Annotated in this window: 19 protein-coding genes and 1 pseudogene; 3 read left to right on the top strand and 17 right to left on the bottom strand. The window is 73.0% G+C overall.

What is annotated here, in order from left to right:
- Nucleotides 1-405 (bottom strand): annotated as a pseudogene (locus tag GVV76_RS06390) (hypothetical protein); the annotation flags it as partial.
- Between the two features lie 254 nt (nt 406-659).
- On the opposite strand from GVV76_RS06390, the gene lexA reads away from it, so the two are divergent.
- Entirely contained in the window at nt 660-1,580 is a 921-nt protein-coding gene (gene lexA / locus GVV76_RS06395; protein ID WP_159625797.1) for a transcriptional repressor LexA, read from the top strand.
- A gap of 76 nt (nt 1,581-1,656) precedes the next feature.
- On the opposite strand, the gene GVV76_RS06400 is transcribed toward lexA, so the two are convergent.
- The 3 genes from GVV76_RS06400 to hflX all read right to left on the bottom strand — a co-directional run bounded on the left by GVV76_RS06400 (nt 1,657) and on the right by hflX (nt 6,394).
- Nucleotides 1,657-2,661, bottom strand: coding sequence for an L-lactate dehydrogenase (locus tag GVV76_RS06400; RefSeq protein WP_159523938.1), 1,005 nt, complete (start codon nt 2,659-2,661; stop codon nt 1,657-1,659).
- 176 nt (nt 2,662-2,837) lie between these two features.
- Entirely contained in the window at nt 2,838-4,772 is a 1,935-nt protein-coding gene (locus GVV76_RS06405; protein ID WP_175994122.1) for an ATP-dependent DNA helicase, read from the bottom strand.
- Between the two features lie 92 nt (nt 4,773-4,864).
- The gene (gene hflX, locus GVV76_RS06410) at nt 4,865-6,394 is read right to left on the bottom strand and encodes a GTPase HflX (RefSeq protein ID WP_159625799.1); all 1,530 of its coding nucleotides are present in this window, start codon (nt 6,392-6,394) and stop codon (nt 4,865-4,867) included.
- A gap of 202 nt (nt 6,395-6,596) precedes the next feature.
- On the opposite strand from hflX, the gene GVV76_RS06415 reads away from it, so the two are divergent.
- Both GVV76_RS06415 and GVV76_RS06420 read left to right on the top strand, forming a co-directional pair.
- Nucleotides 6,597-7,967 carry an MFS transporter gene (locus tag GVV76_RS06415; protein ID WP_328703565.1) on the top strand — a complete coding sequence of 457 codons (1,371 nt, stop codon included), beginning with the start codon at nt 6,597-6,599 and terminating at the stop codon, nt 7,965-7,967.
- A gap of 46 nt (nt 7,968-8,013) precedes the next feature.
- Complete coding sequence (locus GVV76_RS06420) at nt 8,014-8,634, top strand: class I SAM-dependent methyltransferase (RefSeq protein ID WP_159625930.1); 621 nt, start codon at nt 8,014-8,016, stop codon at nt 8,632-8,634.
- On the opposite strand, the gene GVV76_RS06425 is transcribed toward GVV76_RS06420, so the two are convergent.
- The 13 genes from GVV76_RS06425 to GVV76_RS06485 all read right to left on the bottom strand — a co-directional run bounded on the left by GVV76_RS06425 (nt 8,624) and on the right by GVV76_RS06485 (nt 23,003).
- Nucleotides 8,624-10,177 carry an MFS transporter gene (locus GVV76_RS06425; RefSeq protein ID WP_236263268.1) on the bottom strand — a complete coding sequence of 518 codons (1,554 nt, stop codon included), beginning with the start codon at nt 10,175-10,177 and terminating at the stop codon, nt 8,624-8,626. The genes GVV76_RS06420 and GVV76_RS06425 overlap by 11 nt on opposite strands.
- A gap of 23 nt (nt 10,178-10,200) precedes the next feature.
- Complete coding sequence (brnQ, locus tag GVV76_RS06430; protein ID WP_159523936.1) at nt 10,201-11,574, bottom strand: branched-chain amino acid transport system II carrier protein; 1,374 nt, start codon at nt 11,572-11,574, stop codon at nt 10,201-10,203.
- Nucleotides 11,571-12,554, bottom strand: coding sequence for a diaminopimelate epimerase (locus tag GVV76_RS06435; RefSeq protein ID WP_159625801.1), 984 nt, complete (start codon nt 12,552-12,554; stop codon nt 11,571-11,573). The genes brnQ and GVV76_RS06435 overlap by 4 nt, the downstream gene beginning before the upstream one ends.
- 9 nt (nt 12,555-12,563) lie before the next feature.
- Nucleotides 12,564-13,556, bottom strand: coding sequence for a tRNA (adenosine(37)-N6)-dimethylallyltransferase MiaA (gene miaA / locus GVV76_RS06440; RefSeq protein ID WP_236263270.1), 993 nt, complete (start codon nt 13,554-13,556; stop codon nt 12,564-12,566).
- Between the two features lie 8 nt (nt 13,557-13,564).
- Nucleotides 13,565-14,365, bottom strand: coding sequence for a YbjN domain-containing protein (locus GVV76_RS06445; protein WP_236263272.1), 801 nt, complete (start codon nt 14,363-14,365; stop codon nt 13,565-13,567).
- Nucleotides 14,362-14,838 (bottom strand): YbjN domain-containing protein, encoded by a 477-nt coding sequence (locus GVV76_RS06450; RefSeq protein ID WP_159625805.1) that lies wholly within the window; start codon nt 14,836-14,838, stop codon nt 14,362-14,364. Before GVV76_RS06450 ends, GVV76_RS06445 begins: the two co-directional genes overlap by 4 nt.
- 71 nt (nt 14,839-14,909) lie before the next feature.
- On the bottom strand, nt 14,910-15,470 hold the full coding sequence (locus GVV76_RS06455) for an FMN-binding protein (protein ID WP_159625807.1): 561 nt from the start codon (nt 15,468-15,470) through the stop codon (nt 14,910-14,912).
- The gene (locus GVV76_RS06460; protein ID WP_159523931.1) at nt 15,470-16,258 is read right to left on the bottom strand and encodes an ABC transporter ATP-binding protein; all 789 of its coding nucleotides are present in this window, start codon (nt 16,256-16,258) and stop codon (nt 15,470-15,472) included. Before GVV76_RS06460 ends, GVV76_RS06455 begins: the two co-directional genes overlap by 1 nt.
- Nucleotide 16,259: 1 nt before the next feature.
- Nucleotides 16,260-17,573 carry an ABC transporter permease gene (locus GVV76_RS06465; protein WP_159625809.1) on the bottom strand — a complete coding sequence of 438 codons (1,314 nt, stop codon included), beginning with the start codon at nt 17,571-17,573 and terminating at the stop codon, nt 16,260-16,262.
- An 83-nt stretch (nt 17,574-17,656) separates the two neighbouring features.
- Complete coding sequence (locus GVV76_RS06470) at nt 17,657-18,949, bottom strand: ABC transporter permease (RefSeq protein WP_159625811.1); 1,293 nt, start codon at nt 18,947-18,949, stop codon at nt 17,657-17,659.
- A gap of 58 nt (nt 18,950-19,007) precedes the next feature.
- Nucleotides 19,008-20,279: a DUF2318 domain-containing protein gene (locus GVV76_RS06475; protein WP_159625813.1), complete on the bottom strand. Its 1,272-nt coding sequence runs from the start codon at nt 20,277-20,279 to the stop codon at nt 19,008-19,010.
- Nucleotides 20,280-20,432: 153 nt separating this feature from the next.
- Nucleotides 20,433-21,107, bottom strand: a complete 675-nt coding sequence (locus GVV76_RS06480) for an iron transporter (protein ID WP_159625815.1) — start codon at nt 21,105-21,107, stop codon at nt 20,433-20,435.
- Between the two features lie 96 nt (nt 21,108-21,203).
- Complete coding sequence (locus tag GVV76_RS06485) at nt 21,204-23,003, bottom strand: FTR1 family iron permease (RefSeq protein ID WP_236263274.1); 1,800 nt, start codon at nt 23,001-23,003, stop codon at nt 21,204-21,206.
- Nucleotides 23,004-23,099: the final 96 nt, after the last annotated feature.

A 23,099-nucleotide genomic window follows, 5' to 3' on the forward strand; every position in this document is an offset into this window, starting at 1 on the left:
GGCCTGGGCCGGGCCCGCCGCGGGGGCGCGCCTCTGGGCGCCGCGGATGGCGGGATGGGTCGACGCGAGGCTCGCGAACTCGGCGAGCCCCGCGCGGGAGCGCGGCTCTAACGCCCCGGGCGCGGCGCTCCGGCGAGCCCCCGAGGCGGGGCGCGGGCGGGCGGAGCGCGGCGCGCTCGGGCGCCGGCGCAGGTCAGCGGGAGCCGCGATGGCGGGGAGTTCCGGGGCATCCACCCCGGAGACGAGCCGCAGGCGCGGGCGGCGAGGAACGCCGGCGGCGCGCGCGGGCAGCGCCTCCTGCTCGGCAGTCTCCGTGCGAGGGGCTGAGGCCGCCGAGCTCGCAGACAGGGGCGTGACCATCCGCAGGCGGCGGGACGGCTGCGGCGGGAGTGCGAGTGCGCTCACGAGGAACCTCCTAGAACACATGTTCGACGAACAACTGTTCGAAGAATAGCGAGTCCGGCGCGACACGTCCAGCATTTTTCGAACATGTGTTTGAATGACTGGCGGGCTGGCCGTATGGTTGACGGCGAACAGGACATCACCGGGCACTGACACGAATCCGGCGCCCTTAACCGCTCGCACCGGGCCCGTGGTCGCCCCGGTGCCCCGGCGCCGGCCCGATCCGGCAGCCCGCCCGCACTACCGAGGAGATCGCGATGAGCACATCCCGCGGCAGCGGCCGCCCCACGAAGGCACGAGCCGGAGGGCCGGCCGCCCGGCGGGCGGAGGGAGCCTGCGCGCGGGAGCGCCCCCACCAGGACGGCGCCCCCAGCGCCGAGGCCGCTGAGGGCTCTCGCAGCGCCGGGGCCGCTGAGAGCTCTCGCAGCGCGGCCAGCGGCGATCGCGTTCTTGCGAGCCTCGATGAGCGAGCCCGCGCGGTGTACGAGGCCGTGCGCGACGCCGTCGTCGATCACGGCTACCCGCCCTCGATGCGCGAGATCGGGCAGAGGGTGGGGCTCACCAGCCCATCGTCGGTCAAGCACCAGCTCGACAAGCTCGAGCGCCTCGGCCTGGTGCGCCGCGACCCCAAGCGGCCCCGCGCCCTGGAGGTCATCGTCCCCGAGGAGCCCGGGGCCCTCGCATCCACCGCCGCCCCTGGGGGGCCCACGCTCCAGGTGGCCCCCGGCCCGACCAGCCCCTCCCCCGCCACTCCCGCCGCCCTGCCCATGCTGCCGGGAGTGGCCGAGGGGGAGGCCGTAGCGGTGCCCCTCGTGGGGCGGATCGCGGCAGGCTCGCCCATCCTGGCCGAGCAGGAGGTCGAGGACGTCATGGCCCTGCCCCGGCGCCTGACCGGCTCCGGGCAACTCTTCATGCTCCAGGTTCACGGGGACTCGATGATCGACGCCGCGATCTGCGACGGCGACTGGGTGGTGGTCCGCGCCCAGTCCGACGCCGCCAACGGGGAGATCGTCGCCGCCATGCTCGACGACGTCGACGGCGCCTCGGCCACGGTCAAGGTCCTGTCCCGCAAGGACGGGCACCAGTGGCTCCTGCCGCGCAACCCCGACTACGCGCCGATCCCGGGCGACGACGCCACCATCATGGGACGGGTCGTCACCGTCCTGCGCGCGCTGTAGCGAGCGCCCGCAACGCGACGACGGCGCCCCCATCCATGACCGGATGGGGGCGCCGTCGTCGCGCGGGCGCGGGGCCTCAGTAGCCCAGGCCGCGGGCGACCTCGCGCAGGCGCTGGGCGGACGCGGTGAGGCGGTCGCGCTCGTCGAGGGTCAGGGGCAGCTCGAGGCGGCGCCCGGCGCCCTCGCGGCCGACGATCGTCGGGACCGCCATGCACACGTCCGAGATGCCGTGCCAGTTCTCCAGCAGCGGGGAGATGGTAAGCACGCGCTGCTCATCGTTGAGGACGGCGCTGATGATCTTCTGCACGGCCAGGCCGACCGCGTAGTTGGTCACGCCCTTGCCCTCGATGATGCGGTAGGCGGAGCGGACGACGTCATAGGCGATGCGGTCGCGCTTGGCCTGGTCGAAGATGCCGCCGTCGAGGGTCCTGCCCCACTGGGTGACCGGCACGCCGCCGATCTCGCAGCTCGACCACAGGGCGACCTCGGAGTCGCCGTGCTCACCGGCGATGTAGCCGTGGATGTTCTGGGTGGCGGTGCCGGTCTCCAGGGAGACGAGGTAGCGCATGCGGGCGGTGTCCAGGACGGTGCCGGATCCGAAGACCTGGTTGTCGGGAAGGCCCGTGATCTTCCGGGCGCAGTAGGTGACGACGTCCACCGGGTTGGCCACGAGGAGGAAGATGGCGTGCGGGGCGACCTCGACGAGCTTGGGCAGGATCTTCTCCATGATGCCCACGGTGGCGCCGGCGAGATCGAGGCGGGACTGGCCGGGCTTCTGCTTGGCCCCGGCGGTGATGGCGATGACGTCGGCGCCGCGGCAGATCTCCGGGTCGTCGGAGCCGGAGACGGCGCCCGCGGAGGTGAACTGGATGCCCTGGGCGATGTCGAGGGCCTCGGCCTCGACCTTCTCCTTGGCGATGTCCTGCAAGACGATCTCGCGTGCCACGCCCTTGGTCACGCAGGCATAGGCGAGGGTGGAGCCCACGGCTCCGGCGCCGATGATGGCGACCTTCGAGGGGCGGCCGGACTTGCCCGTCGGGTAGGAGCCTTCAGCGGTGTTGGTGATCGCGGCGTCGGACACGGAAAACCTCCAGATCTTCGGGGATGGGCCGTTCGGCCCAGGGCCCAGCCTAGTCGCAAGAGGGGCGGGCCACAGCGGCCCTAAGCCCCGGAGCCGTATGACTCGGCGTCGCCTCCCTCGGCCGCCATCAGCGGAGCCGCCATCAGCGGGGCGCCCCCGCCCGTCTCAGCGCTCATCTAGCGCCCGGCCGCCGCGAGCCGCTTGAGCGCCCCGAGGACGACCTCTCGCTCGGTCGTGGGCCACAGGGCCGGCATGGAGCGGGCCAGGAAGGCACCGTAGCGGGCGCGGCGCAGCCGGGGGTCGAGAACGGCGACGACGCCGCGGTCGTCCGAGCGGCGCACGAGCCGCCCCGCGCCCTGGGCGAGCAGGAGCGCGGCGTGCGTGGCGGACACGGACATGAAGCCGTTGCCCCCCGCCGCGCTGACCGCCTCGGCGCGGGCGTTGGCCACGGGATCGTCCGGGCGGGGGAAGGGGATGCGGTCGATGATGACCAGCCGGCAGGCCCTCCCCGGCACGTCCACTCCCTGCCACAGGCTCAGGGTGCCCACCAGGCAGGAGTCCTCGTCCTCGGCGAAGGCGCGCACGAGCGTGGGCAGCTGGTCCTCCCCCTGGGCGTAGACGGTCAGGCCGGTGGCGCCGCGCAGCAGGGAGGCGGCCTCCTCGGCGGCCCGCCTGGAGGAGAACAGGCCCAGCATCCCGCCACCGGAGGCCTCGGTCAGGGCGAGGACCTCGTCGAGCGCGGCCTCGGAGATGCCCTTCTGGGGGCGGGGCAGGTGCGTGGGGGTGTAGAGGATGCCCTGGCGGGCGTAGTCGAAGGGCGTGCCGACGTCGATCCCGTCCCACGCGGTGCCTCCCAGCGCGAGGCCCAGCGCCCGCGCCATGGGGCCGAAGCTCCCGCCCAGCGCGAGGGTCGCCGAGGTCAGCACGGCGGCCCGCCCCTCAAGGAGGGTGTCGGCGACCCTGCCCGCCACGTCGATGGGGGCGAGCAGGAGGCGCGGCGGGTCGGCGCCCATGCGGGGCCTCTCAATCCAGGCCACGTCCCGGCGGGCCTCCACGCTTCCCGAGGTCATGCGCTCGACGGCGTCGAGGAGGTCGGCGACGGCGGTGCGAGCCAGGGCGATCGCGCCGGCGTCTCCTGAGCGGGCCTTGGCGGCCTCGCGGATGTCGCCGGCCATTCGCCGGGTGGCCTCGTCGAGAATGATGAGGGAGTCGTGGAGGGCCTGGGGCAGGCCCGCCTCGAGGCGCCCATCGGGCAGGTCGGCCAGAGCAAGCTGGAGGGCCTGACCGGCGGCCTCCAGGTCGGCGGCGATGACGCCGGCGTGCTTGCGGGCGGTGGCGGCCGCGCGCATGACGGCCGCGGCGGACAGGCTCACGGTCCCCTGCGAGCGGACCCGGTCGGCGAGCTCGTGGGCCTCGTCGACGACGATGATGTCGTGCTCGGGCAGGACATTCGGATTGCCGGCGGCGGCGATGCCGAGCATCGCGTGGTTGGTGATGACCAGATCCGCCTCGCCGGCGGCGGCGCGGGCGAGCTCGGGGAAGCAGTCGTCGTGGAAGGGACAGGAGGCGCCCAGGCACTCGGCCCGGGAGACCGAGACCTGCGCCCAGGCGCGGTCCGTCACCCCCGGGACGAGGTCGTCGCGGTCGCCGGTGCCCGTGGTGGAGGCCCACTCGCGCAGGCGCAGCACCTGCTCGGCCAGGCTGGTGGCCCCCGCCTGCCCCAGGCGGGCGGGGGCCAGGGCGCTGGCGGCGGAGAAGAGCGAGTCGGCGTCGTCGTCCTCGGGGTAGCCCCCGGCCACGCGGTGGCGGCACAGGTAGTTCTGCCAGCCCTTGAGAAGGGCGATCGACGGGGCGCGGCCGGTGGCCTCCTGGACGGCGTCGGCGGCCAGGGGCGCATCCTTGGTGAGGATCTGCCGTTGAAGAGCGAGCGTGGCGGTGGAGACCACGGCCCGCTCCCCCGCCTCGACGGCGCGGGCGAGCACGGGCACGAGGTATCCCAGTGACTTCCCGGTGCCGGTGCCGGCCTGCACCATGAGGTGGGTGCCGTCGGCCAGGGCCTGGTGGACCCGGCTGGCCATCTCCTCCTGCCCGGCCCGGGGACTGCCGCCCATGGCGTCCACGGCGTGGGCCAGGGCCGTCAGCGCTGTCAGCGCGGCGGCGCACGGGCCCTCGGCGCCGTCGGGCGGGCCCGCCGCCCGATCGCTCACAGGGCCGCGCCGGTGAGCTCGGCGGCGAGAGGGGCGCTGACCTTGGCGACCAGGCGCGTGCCGGCCTCGACGTACTCGATGGACTCGATCTCGCCGTCGGCGTGGACGCGCGAGACGAGATCGCCCCGCGAGTAGGGCACGACGACGTCGACGGGCACATCCGGGCGGGGCAGCATCTCCTCCAGGCGCTCGCGCAGCTCCCCGACGCCCTCGCCGGTGCGCGCTGAGACGGTCAGGGCCCCGGGCAGCTGGGAGCGCAGGGCCACGAGCGTCATCGGATCGGCGAGATCGGCCTTGTTCAGGACGATGAGCTCGGGCACCTCCAGGGCGCCGGGGATCTCCGCCAGGACGGTGCGCACGGCGGCGATCTGGGACAGGGGGTCGGGGTGGGCGGCATCGACGACGTGCAGGACGAGGTCCGCCTCGGCGACCTCCTCAAGGGTGGAGCGGAAGGCCTCGATCAGCTCGTGAGGCAGGTTGCGCACGAAGCCGACCGTGTCGGTGAGCGTGTAAACGCGCCCGTCGGAGGCCTGGGCTCGGCGAACCGTGGGGTCGAGGGTGGCGAAAAGGGCGTCCTGCACCATGATCCCCGCGCCGGTGAGGCGGTTCATGAGGGAGGACTTGCCGGCGTTGGTGTACCCGGCGATGGCGACACTCGGGATGGGGCCGCGGCGGCGTGAGCCGCGCTTGACCTCGCGCGAGGGCGCCATGGCCCTGATCTCGCGGCGGAGCTTGGCCATGCGCTCGCGGATGCGGCGCCGATCGAGCTCGATCTTCGTCTCGCCGGGGCCGCGCGAGCCGATGCCCTGTCCCCCGGCGACGCGCCCGCCGGCCTGGCGGGACATGGACTCGCCCCATCCGCGCAGGCGCGGCAGCAGGTACTCCAGTTGGGCGAGCTCCACCTGGGCCTTGCCCTCGCGGGACTTGGCGTGCTGGGCGAAGATGTCGAGGATGAGGGCGGTGCGGTCGACGACCTTGACCCGCACGACGTCCTCCAGGGCGCGGCGCTGGGAGGGGGCGAGCTCGCCGTCGACGATCACCGTGTCGGCCCCCGCGGCCGAGACGATCTCGGCGAGCTCCTTGGCCTTCCCGCTGCCCAGGTAGGTGGCGGGATCGGGGTGGTCACGGCGCTGGATGACGGCGTCGAGGACCTCCGAGCCGGCGGTCTCGGCCAGGGCGGCGAGCTCGGCCAGCGAGGTCTCGGCGTCCTGCGCCCCGGCAGGGCCTCCGGCGGCGCGCGGCAGGTCGAGGCCCACGAGCACGACCTTCTCCAGGCGGATCTGGCGGTACTCGACCTCGCTGACATCCTCCAACTCGGTGGACAGGGAGGCGACGCGCCGCGTGGCGGCACGGGCCTCCCGCTCCAGGGAGCCATCGTCGCTCTCGCGGCTCTCGTGCTGGGAGGCGGTGGAGGCCAGGGCGGTCCCCCGGCGGGAGAGGATGCGGGCGACGATCTCCTCGGCGCGGGCCTCAGCGGCCTCTGCGTCGTCGGGCCGGCCGGCGGTCTGGGGGGTGGGGTGGGTCACTGGAGTCCTTCGGAATCGCGTGAGGCGGGCCCGGAGCGGGGCTCGACGGGCCGACCGATCCGGCGCGTCGGTCCGGGCGGCCGCATGGGCGGGGCCTGCTGGCCGCCGGTCACGACATCCGGGTGATCCACATGGGCGCATTGTAGCGCAGTCGCGCCCGCTCCCCCGGGGGTTCGGCGCTCGTCGGCGCTAGTCTCGGCGCGTGAGCCCATCGCCGACGACGCGGGCCCCCGCGCCGCCACCATCACCGCGCGCCCTGCTGACCACGAGGCTGGGCCATCTGGCGATGGCGATGCTCGTCGTCGAGCTCCTGGCGGGGATGCAGACCTACATCAACCAGACGGTCCTGCCGCTGCTGGCCACCGACCTCGACGCCCGCGACTCCTACGGCCTGGTCACGGCGGCCGCCCAGGTGCCCGCGTTCCTCACGATGCCCCTGGGCGGCGCGATGCTGGAGCGCTGGCGCGCCGGCGCCCTCATGACGGCTCTGACCGCGCTGCTCACGGCGGGCGCGGTCATCGGCGCGCTCGCGCCCACCATCTGGGTGTACATCCTGGGCGAGGTGCTGCGCGGCCTGGCGGCGGGGGCCCTCGCCACCGTGTCGATGGGGGTGCTCGTGGCTGGGTTGCCCGATGCCTGGCGGCGCCTGTACGCGGCGGCGGGATCGGCGATGTGGGTGGTCTCCTCCCTCATCGGGCCCGCCTACGCCGCGGCCCTGAGCGCCGCCGCCGGGTGGCGCTGGGCGCTCGTGGGCTACCTGCCCGTCCTCGTGGCGGCGCGGGCGGCGATGGCGCACGAGGCGGCGGACCTGCGCTTGCGCGGGGACGACGGCGCGCCGTGGATCCCCGCACTGGCGATGGCGGGCGGGGTCGGCGTCATCGGCGCGGCCCGGGCGGCGAGCCCCTGGTTCTGGCCGATGGCGGGCCTCGGGATGGTCCTCGTGGTGGGGGCTTGCGCGCGTGTCTTCCCCGCGGGCTCCCTGCGGCTGGAGCGCGGGCGCAGGGCCGCCGTCGGGACCCTGGCGTGGCTGTGCTCCCTCTACTTCACGATCGACCTGGTGGTGGCGCCGGCCGCCCATGACGTGCTGGGGCTGGGCCCGGGCGCGATCGGCTGGGCGCTGACGACGGCGGGCGTGTGCTGGTCGGTGATCGCGATGCGCTGCGGGGCGCGCCCCGCCCGCGATCCCCGGCTCCTGCGGCGGCGCGCGGCCCTGGCGGGGATCGCCTTCGCCTCCGGGGGCGCGCTCATGATCGTGGCCCTGGCCGGCGCCGCCCCCTGGTGGTGCCTGCACGCGGGTTTCGGGGTCCTCGGGGCCGGGATGGGGCTGACGAACCAGGACGCGTGGCTGCGGGTCATCACCGCGCCCGAGATCGATGACGGCATCAGCCAGGCGCGCGCCGCCACCTCCGCCGCCGTGGCGGGCTCGGCAGGGGCCGCCGCCCTGGCCACGCTCGTCACCGCCGCCGTGGCCCCGACAACGGCCGGAGTCGAGGCGCGCCTGCTCGTCCCCGTGCTCATCGTGCTCGTGGTAGGGCTGGCCGCCACTCCCCTGCTCGCGCGGCGCATAGATTGAGCGGGACCGGCCCCGGGCCCGCCCGGCCTCCTCGGCAGCGGGTAGCCTGGGTGGCGTGAGCGACCAGCATTACTTCACCGCCTCCCCGGCCGCCCGGGCCGCTGAGCGCCGCCACAGGTTCACGATCCGGGGCCGCGAGGTGGAGGTGACCACGGCCTCCGGCGTCTTCAGCGCGGACCGCCTGGACAAGGGCACGCGGGTGCTGCTGGACCACGTGCCCGATCCGCCCGAGACCGGCCGCTTCCTGGACCTGGGCTGCGGCTGGGGCCCGATCGCTCTGGCCCTGGGCTCGGCCTCCCCGGCCGCGGAGGTCCTGGCCGCCGACACCAACGAGCGCGCCGTGGACCTCACGGCGCGCAACGCGGAGGCCGCCGGGCTGGTGGGCGTGCGCGCCGCCCCGGCCGGCGCGCTCCTCACCGAGTTGCGCGCCTCCGGGCGGCGCCTAGACCTCATCTGGTCCAACCCCCCGGTGCGGATCGGCAAGGAGGCGCTGCACGCGCTGCTGACGGACTGGTTACCGCTCCTGGCCGACGACGGCGAGGCCTGGCTCGTCGTCGGCAAGAACCTGGGGGCGGACTCGCTGGCCGCCTGGCTCGCGTCCCAGGGCTGGGCGGTGGCGCGCGAGGCCTCGGCCAAGGGATTCCGGGTCCTGCGCGTCAGCCGCTGAGAGTTCCGCCGTCCGCGCCGCCCCCGCGCCGCCCGGCCCCGGCGCGCAGGTCGAGGACCGCCAGGGCGAGCGCCATCAGGCAGATCGCGGCGCTCGCGCCCAGGCCTATGAGGAAGCCCTGGTCCCAGCCCTGGCGGCCCGCCGTCGTCAACGCGATGCCGGTCAGCGCGGCGATCCCCACCGAGGTGCCGATGCGCTGGCTGGTCTGGAGAATGCCACCGGCCGCCCCGGCGTAGTGGAGGGGCACCTCGGCGAGGGAGAGCGTCTGGTTGGGCGAAACCACCATCGCCTGCCCGGCGCCGTGAAGGATGAGGGTGAGGCCCGCCCACCAGAACGGCAGGCCACGGGTGGCGTGGAGGCGGACGACGAGCATCGTGGCCAGGAGGCTCGCGATGACGAGCGTCAGTCCGATGAGCACCATGGGGCGCCCCACGCGCAGCGCGTGCCGCCCAGCGATCGGGGCGCAGATGGCCCCGGCCAGGGCGGAGGGCAGGCCCACCAGGCCCGCCGCGAGGGCGGAGGAGCCCAGGCCCTGCTGGACGTACTGGGCGATGATGAGCCAGATCCCCGCCACTGAGGTGAAGTAGGCGCCGATGAGCAAGGTGCCGACGGCGAAGGAGCGCGTGCGGAAGAGCCCCAGGTGGACCATGGGCTGACGCCCGCGCATCGCGTAGCGGCGCTCCCAGACGAGCCAGCCGGCTCCCAGGGCCAGCCCGATGCCGAGGCTCCCCCAGATCCAGGCGCCCACCGGTGAGTCGGAGCGCTCAACGAAGGGGAGCATGACGAGGAGGGTCGCCAGGCCCAGGAGCATCATCCCCACGGGGTCGAAGTCGGCGCGGGGCCGTCTGGTGCTCACGGAGGCGCCGGAGCGCCGGGGGCCGGGAGCGGCGGTGGTGGTGGAGGGGGCCCAGGCGGAGGCGGGCAGGACCCTCAGCGCGACGACCACGCCGATGAGCGCGACGGGCACGTTGACGAGGAAGGAGGCGCGCCACCCGGCCTCGGGGCCGAGCGCCCCGATGAGCGCGCCGGACATGGCCGGCCCCACGGCGACGGACACGCCCACCATCCCACCGAACATCCCGAAGGCGCGCCCGCGCCGCTCGCCTACGAAGTACTGCTGGATCATCCCGGTGACCTGGGGGCTCAGCAAGCCCGAGCCCACGCCCATGAGCAGGCGCGCCAGGTTGAGGGCGAGGAGGGAGGGCGCCAGGCCACAGAGGAGGGCGCCGGTGCCGAAGACCGCCAGGCCCGCCACGAGCAGGCGGCCCCGGCCCACCACGTCCCCGGCGCGCCCCGCGGCCACGAGCAGGATCCCGAAGACGAGGGCGTATCCGGAGACCACCCACTGGAGCGCGGAGGTGGAGGCGCGCAGGCTCGTCTCGATGGCGTGCAGGACCACGTTGACCGAGGAGACGGCCAGGAGGGACATGAAGGCAGCGATGAGCAGGACGGAGAGGATCTCCTTCTGCTGGCGGTCCATCGGCCCCGACCCACTGGCCGCGGGAGCGGCGGGGTGGGGGGAGTCGCTGGCGCTGGGTGTCACCAGCCCACCCTAGGACCCGGGGCTCAGTACTGCGAGGCGATGGCCCTCCGGACCTCGTCGGGCACGTCGCTGGTGTCGCTGGCGGGGCGGCTCCACCGGCCGGTGGCGACATCCACGCCGATCGAGAGCGCGATGACGATGACCACCGGCAGGACCCACCCGATCGAGTTGTCCCAGGCTCCGGTGCGCGCGAGGAGGTCGGAGGGCGCCGACCAGCCGGTCTCCGCAGCGGCGGAGACGGCGCCGAGGACGGCGGCCAGGCTCACGGGCACCCGATACGTCCAGTGCAGATGGCCCGGGGCGGCGCTGTCGATGAGCGTGACGACGATGAGGGTGATGACGATGGGGTAGAGCAGGAGCGTGACCGGCGAGATGATGACGATCATGGCGCTCAAGCCCAGGTTGGTCAGCGCCAGGGCGACGGCGGAGCAGCCGATGGCCTGGGCGCGGAAATCGATCCGAGGCCAGGCGGTGTTGGCGTAGCCGGCCCAGGAGGAGATGAGCCCGATGGCGGTGGAGAGGCAGGCGAGGACCACGACGAGGGCGAAGACCACCGTGCCCGTGGGCCCGAGGGAGTCGGCGGCGGCGGCGCGCAGGAGCGAGGTGCCGTCGGCGGGATCCCCGTCGGCGTGCATGCCCAGCAGCGCCAGGCTGCCGTAGACGGCCGCCAGGCAGATCGCGGCGATGACCCCGGCGCCACTGGTGCCCCACAGGATCTGCCTGTCGGTGCTCAGCCCCTGGGCGCGCAGGGTGGTGATGACGACGATCCCGAAGACGGTGGCCGCCAGCGCGTCCATGGTGAGGTAGCCCTGGGTGAGCCCGGCGGCCAGCGGCGCGGTGGTGTAGGCGCCGGTGGCGGGTCGATCGATCACCGGGCCCGCCATGATGGCGGCGGCGCACAGCACCGCGATGAGGATGAGGAGCGCGGGCGTCAGGAACTTGCCGATGCGGTCGGCCAGGCGCGAGGGCCGCAGGGACAGGGCGAGCGCGACGGCGAAGAATCCGACGGCGTGGAGGGCCAGGGCCACGGGGCCGGTGGGCATCCCGGCGAGCTCCAGGAGCGGCCTCGTGGCGAGCTCGTAGGAGACGATCGCGGTCCTGGGGATGGCGTAGAGCGGGCCGATGGACAGGTAGACGACGAGCGGGAGGACGCGCCCGAAGCGGGGCCCGACCCTTCGGGCCAGGCCGAGGATCCCCTCCCCGGAGGTGGACACGGCGATGACGCCCAGGAGCGGCAGGATGACCCCGGTGGCGATGAAGCCGATGACGACGACGCCCACCGCGTCCCCGCTGGAGGCGCCCAGGGAGGGCGGGAAGATGAGGTTGCCCGCCCCGAAGAACAGGGCGAAGAGCATGAGGCCGGTCGTGGCGACCTGGCGCAGGTCGTGGCCGATCATAGGACCACCACCCGCGCGATGAGGCTGGCCAGGCCGGTGAGGATGATGCTTCCCCCCGGGGCTGCGCCCACGTGGGCCCCGACCTCCCCGCCGGGGACGAGCAGGCGGTAGGACTCGGGGGCGCCCTCGCCCTCCCACTCGTGGAGGGCGGCGGCGACGGCGCAGCAGCTCATCGCGGTGGAGGGGGCGTCCCCCTCCGAGCGGCCCAGGGCCCTCAGGCGGGCCACGCCGATCGGCTCCCCAGTGGCGGGGTCGGCCTCCTCGCCCAGGGGGACCACGGCGTCCAGGGCCACCGGCGCGGACGGCTCGGGCTCGTAGCGCACGGCCCCGCCGGGGCCGATGGCCCCCTCGGGGCTCGCCGCGTCGAGCTCGGCCTCGTCGGCCAGGGCGATGACGATGTGGGTAGCCGCGGCACCCGTCATGGTGACGCTCAGGCCCGCGCGGGGGCCGTCGATCCCCGGGATGACGACGGCGGTATCCCAACCGGGCCAGTCCTCGTCCGCCCCGGCGGGGCCGGCGGGGGGCTCGGGGCGGGAGGGCAGGCGCGCGGGCCCCATGTCCACGGCCCACAGGTCTCCGATCCTGGTGGCGGTGCGAGCGCCCCCGCGCGTCCCGATGGTCACCGATGCGCCCTCGAGGATCACGGCCAGGGACTCGGCGATGAGGGTCTGGGCGAGCAGGAGCGCGGCGCTGGGGGATGCCCCGGCGACGGCCCCATCGGCGCTGTAGTGGTCCATGAACCACTCCGCCTCGGGCACGGCCTCGGCGAAGCGCTCGGCCCCAGGCAGGCTCGCCGTGCGCACGACGCGCACGAGCCCGCTGGCGCCGATGCCGCCGCGCCGGTCGCACACAGCGGCGATGTCCGCGGCAGTGAGAGGGACATCGCAGTCGGGATCGACGAGCATGAGGAGGTCGTCGCCCGCCGCGCGCCCCTTGATGAGCTCGTGGCCCGCCAGGCCGTTGCGCGTCGAGGTGGTCATGCGCCCACCCTATGCGACGGGCTGGGGCTGCCCGGAATCCGCGGCCCCGACCAGCCCCAGCGCGACGTCGAGAACCCGCTGCCGCTCGCCGTCGGGCACCGCCCCATCAGGGGTGAGGCGCATGTCGATCCAGTGGATGCGCGGGTCTCGGCGGAACCACTTGAGCTGGCGGCTCGCGAGTCGGCGGGTGTCGGCGGCCGTGGCGGCGACGGCCTCCTCGACGCTGATCCCCCCGTCGATGACGGCCAGGGCCTGGGCGTAGCCGATGGCGCGCCTCGCCGTCGGCCCCTCGCGAAGCCCGGCGCTAATGAGCCCGCGGGTCTCCTCGATGATGCCCGGGCCCGCCACGGGGCGGAACATGGCGGCGGCGCGGGCGTTGATGCGGGCGCTCAGGGCCTCGCGCGGCGGGCGCAGGGCCAGGTGGACGGTCGGGGCGACGTCCTCGTAGCGGGGCAGGGTGGCCGAGAAGGGGCGGCCGGTGACGGCTAGGACCTCCAGCGCGCGCACGATGCGACGGGTATCACCCTCATCGATGCGCTGGGTGGACAGGGGGTCGGCGCCGGCCAACTCCTCCCACAGGGCGCGGGCGCCTTCGGCGCGGGCGCGCTCCTCCAGGCTCGCGCGCACGGTCGGGTCGGTGCCGGGGAAGTCGAGGGCGTCGGTGACGGCGCGGACGTAGAGGCCCGAGCCGCCGACGATGAGGGCCCGCCCGCCGCGGGCCTCGATGGCGGCGAGATCGGCGCGGGCGTGCCGCTGGTAGGCGGCGACGGAGGCCTCCTGGGCGACGTCGAGGACGTCGATCTGATGGTGGGGGTAGCCGCGGCGCTCGGCCAGCGGGAGCTTGGCGGTGCCCACGTCCATGCCCCGGTAGAGCTGGGAGGCGTCGGCCCCCAGGATCTCGCTGCTGGCGGGCCCGCCGCCGAGGGCGTCGGCCAGGTCGAGGGCGAGCTCTGACTTGCCGGTCGCCGTCGGGCCGACGACGGCGATGCGCGTGAGTGCCACGGTGGGCCTCACAGCTCGGGCAGGAGAGGGGCGATGGCGCGCAGCGCCTGCGTGCAGGAGGCCAGGGCGGTGTCGAGGTGGAGGCGCAGCTGGTCGTCGGTGATGCCCGCGCGCAGGTCGGTGATGTAGATGGCGCGGATGAAGGGGCCCTCGGGGCCGTCGACGATGGCGACGGTCGGGAAGTAGCGGTCGCGGTTCCAGTCGTTGACGGCGGATGCGAGCTCGTCGCGCTGCCCCTCGGGGCCGGGCTCGGCCCAGTCCCCGGAGATGAGGAGCCAGCCGTCGTGCTCGGCGGGGATCTCGATGATGAAGGGGAAGCCGTCCCAGTTGCCCATGAGGGTGGCGTGGCCCTGATCCTCCTCGCGGCGGATCCGATAGGACATCTCCGAAGCGAGCATGGACTCGATGCGCTCCAGGGTCAGGCGCGAGGTGACCTGCTCGTCGGCGGGCTGCGCGGAGCCCCGCGCGCCCCGGGCCCCGCTGCGGGTGCGGGGCGCGCCACCTGGGCCCGCGCTGACGTTCTCCGAGCCATGTCGCCGGGGGCTCCCAAGGGGGCGGGCGCGGTTGGGGCGGCCAAAGGGGTCCGCTGAGTCCGCCGAGTCGACGGGGTCAACCGAGTCGGATGAGGGTCCCCCCGGGGCTGATCCCGCCGATGGGGCGGATCGCGCGGAGGATGGCGAGGGCCCGGGCGAGGAGTCCCCCGCGGAGCGCGCGGCGCCGGCCCGCCGGTCCCAGCCCTTGCCCATCGATCGGGCGATGAAGCCGGCCAGGCGCTCAAGGCGCGTGCGCCGCCGAGGGGCCTCGCTCACGGCTCGAGGCTCCCGCGCAGGGGGTCTGGGAAGACCTCCTCGGCCTCACGCACGAGGGCGACGATGAGGCGGCATCCCGTGAAGACGAAGTCATCGATCTGGGCGTCGGTCATGCCGGCGTCCAGCGGGTAGGTGATCTCGCCGTGGAGGCGGACGATCCCCCCGTCACCCACGGTCAGGAAGGCCTTGGGGCCGATGCGGGTGGCGTTCCAGTCCTCAACGAGGGAGCGCAGGGCGGCGAGGTGCTCGGTGTCGGCGATGCGGTGCCAGGTGCCGCGCAGTTGGACGGCGCGCGTGTCCTGGAAGATGACGTGGACGACGACGCAGCGCCAAGGGATGCCGACGTCGCCCTCGTCGTCGACGAAGTACCTCAGGCCCAGCCGGTGGGCGGCCTCCAGGATGCGCTCGGCGCTCACCGGCGTCGGCGCCGCGACGACGGTGGTGTCCGTGCGGGGGTCCGAGTCAGAGGGCATGGCACCAGCCTAGCCGCCCCACCACGGCGCGGGGTAACCCGGGCGCGGGGCGATCCGCCGTCGGCAGAAGGCTAGCCACGGGCCTGCTCCGCGATGGCGTCGATCGCCGCGTTGAAGGCGGCGGAGGTCTTGGAGGCCCCGGCAAGCGCGGTCACATGCGCCTGCTCGATGCTCTTGCCGACGACGGCGCCCTTGATCCTGGAGGTGAAGCCCCGGATGAAATTCTCCGAGGTGGCGTTGCCTGCGTGCCCGGTGACCGTGACATCCGTGATCGCGCCGTCGCTCAGGGTCACGGAGACGTCGATGGACTCATCGGCGGGCAGCTCATCCACGCCCCTGTAGGCCTGGGTGTCCCGGTAGGAGCCGTCCGCGTAGGGGCCGGCCGTGGGGGAGGCCGGCGGGGCGGAGGCGCTCGTCGGCGCCCCCGTCCGGGCCATGGGCCCCTGCCCCGCCCCCTGGGCCCGGCCGGCGTACTCGCCCTGGCCCGGGGCGGTGTCATTGCCGCCGCAGGCGGCCAGGGAGAGCGCCGCCATGGCGGCGCCGGTCAGGGACAGCGCCCTCCGGGCCGCTCCGGCGCTCCCGCCGCGGGCGCCCCCGCCGCTCCCGTCGTCCCCCCGTGCGCGCGCGCTCATCATTCGTCCTCACCCTCCTGGTCGCGGTCGTGCTGGCCGGTGCCATCATGATCCTCCCCATCATGGCGCTCGGCGCCGTCGGAGGCGAAGTCCAGCATGTCCGATGCCCTACGGCCGCTGCGTGCTCCGTCGGCGTTGATCCTCTCCCCCACGAGGCGCCCGTGGTTGAGCAGGATCTGTCGCTGGCCGCAGGAGGCGACATGGGCATCATGGGTGACGACGATGAGCGTGGTGCCCTCGGCGTGGAGGCGGGCGAAGATGTCGAGCACCAGTTGCTCGTTGGCCTCGTCGAGGTTCCCGGTGGGCTCATCGGCCAGCACGATCTCGGGGTGGTTGATGAGGGCCCGCGCGATGCACACGCGCTGCTGCTCGCCGCCGGAGAGCTGGGAGGGCAGGTGCTTGGCGCGATCGGCCAGGCCCACGCCGTCGAGCGCCGCCATGGCCTCCTTCTCATCGGTCATGGAGTGGTAGTACTGCGCCACCATGACGTTCTCGATGGCGGTCAGGTGCGGGATGAGGTGGAACTGCTGGAAGACCAGCCCGATCACGTTCTTGCGGATGTCGGTGAGCTGGGAGGCGCTCAGGCGGCCGAGCTCGCGCCCATCGAGGGTGACCGCGCCCCGGGTGGGGGTGTCCATGCAGCCGATGATGTTCATGAGCGTGGTCTTGCCCGAGCCCGATGAGCCGACGATCGAGAGCCACTCCCCCCGCTCAACGGTGAGGCTGAGGTCCTCCAGGGCGTGGAGGTCCCCGTAGGTCTTGTAGACGTTCGAGAGCGTGAGCAGCATGTCATTCCTCTCTCAGGACGACGGCGGGATCGATGCGCGAGGCGCTGCGCACCGGGGCGATGGAGGCGATGATGGCCACGAGCGCCGTGAGGGCGACGCACAGGGAGGCCAGCCACCAGGAGAACGGGATCGGGGCGTCGAAGACGCTGGTGCTCACGGCCTGGGCCAGGCCATGGCCGGCCGCCATCCCGAGCGCGCCGCCGATGAGCCCGAGGATGGCGGCCTCGGAGTAGAACTCCATCGAGATGGCGCGCCCCGTGGCCCCCAGGGCCTTGCGCAGGCCGATCTCGTTGCGCCGCTCCGCGACGATGACGGTCATGGTGGTGGAGACCCCCATGAGGGTCAGGGCGAGCACGATGAGGCAGACCACCCAGAACAGGGTGTCGAGCATGGTGATGATGCGGGCGGTGCCCGCGGTCATCTTGGCCACCGGCTGGGCGCGGACGCCGTCGGCGCTGGCCTGGATCGAGTCGGCGATCGTGGACATATCCGTGGAGTCGGTGCTCACGGACATCTCGACGACGTCGTAGCCGGGCTTGGACTGGCCGGTGAGATCGTCGATGTCGGCGCTGGTGGCATAGATGATGTCATCCTCCTCGCCACCGGTGTCGACGATCCCGGCCACGCGCCACTCCCTGGAAACCCCGGAGGAGGCCTGGGAATGGGAGCCGTGGGCATGCGAGCCATCGGCGTGGGAGCCGTGGGCATGAGAGCCGTGGGTCGAGTGCGGGGCGGGGGCATGAGAGCCGTGGGCCGAGTGCGGGGCGGGGGCGCTCGGGGCCGCGCCTCCCGTCAGGGAGAGGCTGTCGCTGGACAGGTAGTCGACGGTCAGGACCGAGCCGACCGACAACCCCGCCGAGTCGGCGATGTCCTTGCCGACCAGGACCCTGCCCGCGGTGGGCCACTCCCCCTGGATCTCCCAGTGGCCGTTGAGCGCGCGCACGGCGTCGACGTCGATGCCGGCGGCGAGATGCGGCGACTTGTTGATGCGCACCGTCTCATAGCGGTAGGCGGCCGTGCGCAGCGCGGACTCGGGGGTCCCGCTGGCCCGGGCCGCCGCGGCGGTGATCGCCCGCGCATCGGCGTCCGAGACCCTGTGGGCCGCCCCCTTCTCGGAGATGGGCACGACGATGAGATTGGCCCCGAACTGGCGGATCTGCGCGCTGACCTGGGCCGGGACCGCCAGGCAGATGGCGGCCAGGCAGAACAGGGTCGCCGCGCCGACGGCGGAAGACAGGATCGCCGTGAGCGCGCGCGAGCGCCGGCGCGCCATGGCGCCGATGAGCATCGTGGCGAACATCCTCCGGTTCGTCATGCGCCTCGGGGCACGGCGATCGGTCCCGGATCGCGCCGGGCTCGGGGAGGGCGCGGGCGTCGTGGGAGTCGCGGTCATCGGGCTCATCTCCTGTGCAGGGCCGTGGCGGGCTGTATCCGCAGGATCGCCCGCATCGAGGAGGCGGTGGCGGCGACGAGCACGAGCGCGACGAGCACCGCGACGATGACGAACACCATGGGGCGCATGGTGATCCCCGAGTCGAAGACGACCTTCCCGATGATCTGCGCCAGCCCCGTTCCCAGGGCGCTGCCCGCGAGCAGGCCGATGACCCCCACGACGGCGGTCTCCCCCAGTATCAGTCTGTTCACCGAGGCCGATGAGGCCCCGATGGCCTTGAGGAGGGCGAACTCACCAGTGCGCTCCACCAGGGAGGCGGTGGTCAGGGAGGCGGTGGCGAGCGCGGCCGCCACCAGGCTGAGGACGGTCATGAGGATCATGAGGGCCTGCGTCTTCTGCAGGACGTTGCCCTCGACGGCGGCGACCTGCCGGACCTGCTTGGCCACGGAACCGGTGATGACCTCGCTGATCTGGTAGGCGATCGAGGAGGGGTAGGCGGTGCAGTACCAGGTCTCCCAGTCCGCGGGGGACAGCAGCTTGGGATTGGCCGCGGCCTTGCGGCTGAGCTCGTTCTCGGGGGTGGTCAGGGCCTTGACCTCGATCTTAGCGACCTGCCCCTCATGCCCGCTGAGCCCCTGGACGAGATCGAGGGGGGCGTGGATGCGCGAGTCGTCGGCATCGCCGGAGGTGTAGACGCCGGTGATGGTGAGGTCGCGGCTCCCCGTCGCCGTGGTGAGGGTGAGGGTGTCGCCGGTGGACACCCCGAGCTCGGAGGCCGCCGTGGCGCCGATGATCGCCTCGTCGGCGTCGTCGCGGGGCCAGGAGCCAGTGAGCTTCCACCACGAGCGCATGGTGGTCAATCCCGCCTCGGTGCTCTCGCCGGTGGGCAGGGCGAGTTCCTTGTTGAACCAGGTGCCCGTCACGGTCATGGAGCTGGAGGCGCCGGAGCCGCTGGCCGAGACCTGGGCGCGGCTGTTGAGCAGCGGGGCGAAGTCGACGATGTTGTAAGCCCAGAAGACCGTCTTGATCTTGGGCAGCTCGTCCTCACGCAGGTAGGAGGTGGCCTCTTGCTCCCCCGAGGTCTCATAGAGGCTGGACACGACGGCATCGGCCTTGGGGGCCACGACGATGTTCGACCCGTAGGCGGTCAGCTCGGCGTTCAGCTTGTCCCCGACGTCGAGGACGACGCCGAGCATCGCCACGCTGATCGCGGTCGACAGCGCCACGGTCAGGGCGATGAGGCCGCGCCTGAGGGGCTGGCGCGTGAACGAGCGGTGGATGATGCGCATGAGGAGCATCAGCCCATTCCTTCCCGGATGGCGGTGGCGGGGGCATCGAGGGCGTCGGGCGACGGCCTCATGCGAAGACCTCGGCGGAGGCCTCAAGGGCATCAGTGGTGATGGTGAGAGAACCGCCGTCGACGGTGAAGTCGATCGGGATGGGGTTGCACCCTCCCTTGAAGCCGATGGTCGCGGGGTTGATGGCCACATCGCAGCGCTTGCAGATCACCTTGCCGTCCTTCTCGTAGTACCCGGCCGGTCCGCAGGAGATGCAGGCGTCCAGGCCCACGCCGTAGGAGCCGCCGTTCTTGAGGATCACGAGGAATCGGACCTCGGTGCCCTTGGCCGCGGTGTAGGCGTAGCGGTGGAGGTGGCCATCCGCGATCTTGGCGAGGTCGATGCGGGCCGTGCCCTCGCTGACGGTGTAGGGCTCGGGATCGGAGAGCGTCGGAACCTCGTTGATGATCCTGACCAGGACGGTCCGGGTGGCCACGAGGGCGGCCAGCCCCGCCCCGGAGGCGATCACCCAGCGCCTGGTGCGGCGCCGCCCCGCGATCTCCCGGCGGCGCAGGGCCGGGTTGCCCTGCTCGGGGATCCTGCGCAGGGTCACCAGGAAGGCGACGATCATGGGGATGAGCAGCACCGTGGCGGCGGCGATGAGGATAACGCCCTCGTCGTTGTTCGTCACCCAGATCATCGCCCGGAAGGCCTTGCCGCTGAGCCTGGCGCGCCTGGTGGAGTGGAGCATGCGCGCCAGGGTGGTCGTGTGGAGGAGGGCGACGATGGCGACGAGGACGAGGACGGCGGTCCGGGCCAGGGGGACGGGGGCGCGGCGGGCGGCCCTGTAGTAGATGAAGGCCAGGACTCCCACCGCCGCCCAGCCGACGGAGAAGCCGAGGATCCGCAGCAGCATCTGCGAGGAGAGGACCTCCTCCCCCGGCTTGATGAAGGCGGTGAGCTGGAGGATCATCTCGGGGACGGCGCGGAAGAAGGCCAGGGCGAGGACGGCGCAGGCGGAGGCGTTGGCCACCACGGCCGTCCATCCGCCATGCCCCCATCGGGGGCGGATGACGAGGGCCGCCAGGACGATGAGCAGGATCCCATCGGCGATGACGGTGGCGGCCACGGCGGGGATGTTGACGGCCGTGCGCGAGGTGATCGCCGCCGAGGCCCGCAGCCAGGCGAAGACGATTCCGGCGCCCAGGCCGAGCGCGGAGGCGCCCAGGCGGGCCCGGCTAGTCAGGGGCCACCCCTCGGGGCGCGGCGGGACGAGGACGACGGCGAGCGCGGCGTAGAGCAGGAACGGCAGGGTCATCCCGCCGACGACGGCGGCGAAGCGCTCGAGCATGGGGGATCCTTCGATCGTTGCGCGGAAGAGGGCGGTGTATGGGTGGGGCCCGGGGGCGGAGGGGCGGGAGGGGCGGCGCGCGCCAGGAGGTGCCTGACTGACGCGCGCCGAGACTCCCCCGCGCGCGACTCCCCCGCTACCCGGCCACGGCCCTCACCACTCCATGGGGGTGTAGTCCCAGTCCCAGCTGAGCTCGGCGGGGACCGTCCAGAAGTCGCCCTTGACGCCGGTCTCGGGGTCGGAGTGGAGGACCCAGCCGTTCTCGGCGGGGCTGTGGACGGTGAGCTTGAGGACGTACTGCCCGGCGTCGGGCAGGGCGATGTTGGCGCCGTAGTGAGGGCCGTCCGAGGCGTTCATCTGCATGAAGGTGCCCTTGGCCTGGCCGTTGTTGGCCACGGCGCCCGTCGCCTTGTCCGTGATCTCGTAGTCGACGGTCAGGCCCGGGATGAAGTCGCCGGAGCCGTAGCCCAGGGTGTTGGACTCCAGGGCGGAGATGTCGGCCTCAAGGTGAAAGTTGGCCTTGGCGGCCTCCAGGGCCATGCCGGCGGGCTTCATGTCCACGGGCTGGAAGTAGACGACGGCGACGTTCGCCTGCTCCTCGATCTGCTTATCCGAGCCGACCGGGTACTCCTCGAAACCGGCTCCGGAGTCCGCGGCCGCGTCCTTGGAGGCCGCGTCCTTGGACGCCGCGCCGCCGGAGGACTTCGCCGACGAGCCCGAGGAGGCGGCCTCCTTGTCGGAGCCGCAGGCCGCCAGGGCTCCTGCCATTGAGATGGTGGCCGCGACGGCGATCGCGCCGCGGCGGGTCAGTGCGGTCTTGGTGCGCATGGGATGCTCCTAATGTTCTCAGGGTGCGGGATTCGGCGCCGGTGGCGCCCTGTGGCCCCGGGCATCACCCGGGGAGCATGATGGGAGGGTCTCCCCTCAAGGGGTGCTGGCGGTCTCATCGCCATCCGCTCCCTCGGCGGCGACTCTGGCCCGATCCTCGCGTCGGCGCTTGATGACGGATGCGACCGCCAGGCCGATGACGACCCCGCCCATGACCGCCTGAGCCGCGAGGGTCTCCCGATAGGGGTAGAGGCCGAGGAAGTCGTGGGTGGGCCAGCCGGGCAGGTAGGTGGCGGGGACGACATCCCCCTCGATGAGGGCGTGCACGCCCCCTCCGGCGAAGACGACCACGAGGACGGCCATGAGCGCGCTCGTGATGGCGAAGAACGGGCGCAGCGGGATCCTCACGCTGGTGTAGCGGATGAGGAGGAAGACGACGACGAGGATGGCCGCCCCCACGGCGAATCCCTGCCAGATGGAGGCTGAGCCGGACGGATCGATGGCGAACAGCGCCTGGTAGAAGAGGACGGTCTCGGCCCCCTCGCGGAAGACCGCGAGGAAGGAGAGCATGGCCAGGGCCCAGAAGCCGCCGTTGGAGACCGAGGCCCGGGTGCGGTCCTTGATGTAGGCGTTCCAAGACGCCACCGAGGATTTGGAGAGCATCCAGTTGGATGTCCCGAGCAGCATGAGCATGGCGACCAGCGCGACCACGCCCTCAAGGATCTCCTGGTGGGAGGAGGCGGAGTCGTAGAGGAGGTTGAACAGGACCGCCACGATCCCGCTGGCGATGAGGGCGAGCACGATGCCGGCGTAGATGTGCTTGACCCGGTCCTTCATCCCAGCCTTGAGGAGATAGGCGATGATGGCGGCGACGACGAGGATGGCCTCAAGACCCTCGCGCAGCAGGATGAGGAGCGCCTGGCCGAAGGAACTGGTGAAGAAGGCCTTGACGGGGTTGACCGATGCCGCCGCCCCTCCGTCGAGCGCCGCGGCGTCCTCCCTGATCATGGAGGTGAGCTCAGCCGCGGCGGCGGACGGGTCCTCGCCGGCGAGCATGGTCTTGCGGACCACCTTGAACTGGTGCTCGACCTTGGAGACACGATCCCCCGAGATCGCCGTCAGCACGGTCTTCTCGAAGCCGAGCTTCTCGTAGTAGCCGTAGTAGGCCTTGTTGACCCTCTCGGCGCCGCCCTCGCCGTCGCCCGCCCTGGCCTTGGAGACGCCCTCCTGGATGAGGGCGCTCATCTCCTGGGCCACCTCGGCCCAGGAGCGCTCGCCGCGCCCGGAGTTGACCTGCTTCTTGCTGGCCTGGATCTGCTCGCGCTGCGCCTGGATGGTGGCCGTCTTGGCGGCGGCGTAGTCACGGGGGCCGGCGAGGTCGCTCATCGCGTCAAGAGTCGTCGCCGCCTGTGCGATGGAGGCCTTGAGGGCGGCGGAGCCCGCGGCGAGGGAGTCGTCGTTGCCCTTCACCAGGGCGTCCTTCTTCAGGGTGGCGAAGGCGCTCTGGTGCTCGGCGGCCGCGTCCTGCCCGATGCGCGCCGAGATGACCTCCCCGATATTGGAGGCCACGTAGTCGAAGCTGAGCGCGCTCTGGAAGTCGGCGGCCGCCCCGGTGGTGTTGCCGGAGGAGTAATCGGCCAGAGCGGAGTCGATCTTCGCCCCCACGGCGCCGGCGACCTCGGACCAGGTCGAGTAGTCGGTCGGGGCTGTGGCCTCGCGGGCCGGGGCGGCGGCCGCCGGCGCGAGGGAGGAGGTCAGCGAGGAGATCAGCAGGGGCATCAGCAGTGCCGCGATCAGGGCGGCCACCAGGCGGGCGGGAGCCGCGCTCGGAGCATCCCGATGACGCGCGGGCAGGAGCATGGCGCTGCCATGGGGAGGGCCGGGGGGCAGGAGCATGAGGCAGATCCTTCGACGTCGCCGGGGCCGTCGACCGACCTCGCGCATGGTTTCTTCACAAATTAGACCTTCGTCACGCAGGGTAGGCTCACCTTC

Source organism: Actinomyces sp. zg296, from assembly GCF_009829695.1.
GTDB lineage: Bacteria > Actinomycetota > Actinomycetes > Actinomycetales > Actinomycetaceae > Actinomyces > Actinomyces marmotae.